The sequence below is a fragment of the Syntrophales bacterium genome, assembly GCA_030018935.1.
Taxonomy (GTDB): domain Bacteria; phylum Desulfobacterota; class Syntrophia; order Syntrophales; family CG2-30-49-12; genus CG2-30-49-12.
On sequence record JASEGZ010000083.1, the window covers coordinates 1 to 3,085 of the forward strand.

The 3,085-nt window shown below is 48.4% G+C and carries 4 protein-coding genes; all 4 read left to right on the plus strand.

What is annotated here, in order from left to right:
* The first annotated feature begins 304 nt into the window (after positions 1-304).
* Positions 305-700 carry a ribosome silencing factor gene (gene rsfS / locus QMD03_09970; protein MDI6777537.1) on the plus strand — a complete coding sequence of 132 codons (396 nt, stop codon included), beginning with the start codon at positions 305-307 and terminating at the stop codon, positions 698-700.
* A 2-nt stretch (positions 701-702) separates the two neighbouring features.
* Positions 703-1,467 carry a ComF family protein gene (locus QMD03_09975; GenBank protein ID MDI6777538.1) on the plus strand — a complete coding sequence of 255 codons (765 nt, stop codon included), beginning with the start codon at positions 703-705 and terminating at the stop codon, positions 1,465-1,467.
* Positions 1,464-1,946, plus strand: coding sequence for a D-glycero-beta-D-manno-heptose 1-phosphate adenylyltransferase (gene rfaE2, locus QMD03_09980; GenBank protein ID MDI6777539.1), 483 nt, complete (start codon positions 1,464-1,466; stop codon positions 1,944-1,946). Before QMD03_09975 ends, rfaE2 begins: the two co-directional genes overlap by 4 nt.
* Before the next feature lie 119 nt (positions 1,947-2,065).
* The gene (dksA, locus tag QMD03_09985; GenBank protein MDI6777540.1) at positions 2,066-2,428 is read left to right on the plus strand and encodes an RNA polymerase-binding protein DksA; all 363 of its coding nucleotides are present in this window, start codon (positions 2,066-2,068) and stop codon (positions 2,426-2,428) included.
* Positions 2,429-3,085 lie beyond the last annotated feature (657 nt).

Sequence of the window (3,085 nt, forward strand, 5' to 3'; positions counted from 1 at the left end):
ACAAACCGGACAGATTGTGTGCTACAAACCGGACATATCACGTGTTACTAACAATCCGCCCAATTTTAGATTGACACAACTAAAAAAACAACTTAATTACTTTAGTTGAGAGAGCTTTGCGAGACTGAAAATTGGCTTTAGATAAGGACGAATTCGCAGAATCAGCGGAGCTGGATCGAAGATTCAGCGTAGCTAATGCAAGATTTTTTCGCAATCATTCTTCGCGAAGCGAAACGTCTGCAAAGGCAAATGTTTGAGATGGAATGAGGGCCACCGGACGCAGGACAGACAAAAGGAGGTGTTATTGGGCAAAAAAAAGATAGATACACAAAAAAGGGCTCTTCTGTGCATTAACGCGTTGCTGGAAAATAAGGCGAAAGATATGATCATCCTGAATGTGAAAGAACTATCTACTTTTGCCGACTATTTTGTTATCTGCAGCGGGACCTCTGACCGGCAGGTACGGGCCCTTGCCTCATCAATTCGGGAGAACTTGAAAAAGTCCGGAATTGTCCCCTTAGGGGTAGAAGGTGAAAATCTGGGGAAATGGGTGCTCATGGATTACGATGACTTAATTGTCCATATCTTTTACGACCCCGTCAGGGTATTTTACGATCTCGAGCGGTTATGGTCAGATGCTCCCAGGATGGAGATCGGGGAAGATGTTACCAAAGTGACCTCTCTTGATAAAGGAATGTAGTATTGAAAAGTATCCTCACAGGTCTTGCCGATGTTATTTTCCCGCCCAGGTGCGTGACATGTGGAGTTGTACTGAGGCGTAATAAAACCTTCCATTTCTGTTCCGTCTGTTTTTCGAGGATAAATTTTATCCAATCACCTCTCTGTTCCCGTTGTGGAATCCCCTTTAACGGCCCCGATGGTGGTGACCATCTCTGTGGTGATTGTCTCACCTCAAAAACATACTTTTCGGTAGCCCGGGCCGTCGGACGGTACGAAACTACAATGTTGGATGCGATCCACCGGTTTAAATACAGGGGAAAGATCGCTGTCGGAGAAATCTTAGGAAGATTGATGGTGGATTTTGCATATCCTGCCCTTGATATCAAGGAGTATTCGTTGATCATGCCGGCTCCCCTGCACCCGAAGAGATTAAGAGAGCGGGGGTTTAACCAGTCCGTTATCCTGGCCCTGGCGGTCGCGAAGAGATTTTCCCTTCCCTTGGACTTTACAACACTAAGACGGCGTATCCACACGAAACCACAGATCAGCCTGGGGAAAAAAGAGAGGGAAACAAACGTACAAGGTGCCTTTGAGGTCTCCGAGGAAAAAAAGATAAGGGGAAAAAACATCATCCTCGTGGACGATGTATATACCACGGGCAGTACAGTGAAGGAGTGTGCCCGGGTATTAACGAAAAGCAAAGCGGCAAAGGTGGCCGTCCTCACCCTTGCCAGGGCTGTTCAGCCTGACTCAGGAAGAGGTGTTTCAGACCAGGGGCAGATATGAACAAGATATACTCAAGGGAAAAACTGAAGGAAGAACTCGACCGACTCCAAAAAGAGGGGGAAAAGATAACCTTTACAAACGGCTGTTTCGATATCCTCCATGTGGGACATGTCCGGTATCTTAAGGAGGCAAAAAAAACCGGGGACATCCTGATCGTTGCCCTCAACAGTGATTCATCTGTCAGGGCCATCAAGGGCGAGAAAAGACCCCTTGTTCCTGAAGATGAAAGAGCCGAGATGGTGGCATCTCTTGAATTTGTTGATTATGTGACCATTTTCCATGAGTCTACCCCCCTTGAGTTGATCGAATATCTTCAGCCTCATATCATCGTAAAGGGGGGGGACTGGACAGAGGAAGAGGTGGTGGGTCGGGAATCTGTAAAAAAGTGGGGCGGCACGGTGGTTATTGTTCCTGAGATCAGGGGGGCATCAACGACGAAGATTATCGAAAAGATAATAAAATTTTACGGCGAGGAGTGATTATCGTACTTTGCAGAGCTTGCATGTTAATTTTTTTCTTTACAAAAAAGTGTTCCTTATGTATGAAGAAGCATTCGGAACTTTCATCGAGAGTACTCGCATGAGGTGGAAAGTTACCCATGAAACCTGAGAAATTAGAATTCTTCAGATACATGTTGATAAACAAAATCAACGAATTACTGGGTGAAGCCGGAAAAACCGTTTCCGAGATGACAGATGGAAAGGAGAATTTTCCCGACCCCACCGACAGGGCCTCTCTCGAATCGGACAGGAATTTTGAGCTTCGCATTAGGGATAGGGAGAGAAAATTGATCTTGAAGATGCAGGAGGCGATCCAGCGTATTGATGATGGGGTCTTTGGCATATGTGAGGTCTGTGGCGGACCCATATCCGAAAAAAGACTGATAGCAAGACCCGTGACCACCCTGTGTATAGATTGCAAAACAAAACAGGAAAAGCTCGAAAAGCTCAAAGGGGAGTAAACGTCTGGTAGCATCCAACAAAACGGCAAGCGTTCAGACAAGAGGGGGACGCCCTTAAGAAACTAAGAAAATTGTCCCATCACAGACGAGGGGGGCTTAGTTTCTTAAGGGCGTCCCCCTATAATCCTATAATCCCGAAGCTTCAAAACGAAAACCCGTGAAATCACACGGCGAACCCGCGGGTATACCCTTACCAGGACAATAGAGGAACTGAGGGTCTACATCCTCGGATGGAAGGCGTACTTCGGTCTTGCCGAAGTCCTCTCGCCCCTGAAAGACCTGGACAAATGGGTACGCCGGAGATTGCGGTCATACGTCTGGAAGCAGTGGGGCCGTGCGGGATACCGAGAACTCCGGAAGCGGGGAGTGGGGCGTGAGCTTGCATGGAACACCTGCAAGTCCGCCCACGGTCCGTGGAGGTTGAGTCAGAGCCCGGCACTGGTAATCGCACTGCCGGGACGCTACTTCCGCTCCCTCGGGCTGCCGAGCCTGGCAGGCTGACTGAAAACACTTAATCCACCGAACCGCCGTATACGTGACCCGTATGTACGGTGGTGTGGGAGGAGGGGAGCCGCGAGGCTCCTCCCTACCCCGATTAAGCCCAAAAGTAAACCACATACCGGCTAAAGCCGGTAGCTTTGACGTCGGCTGGAAGCC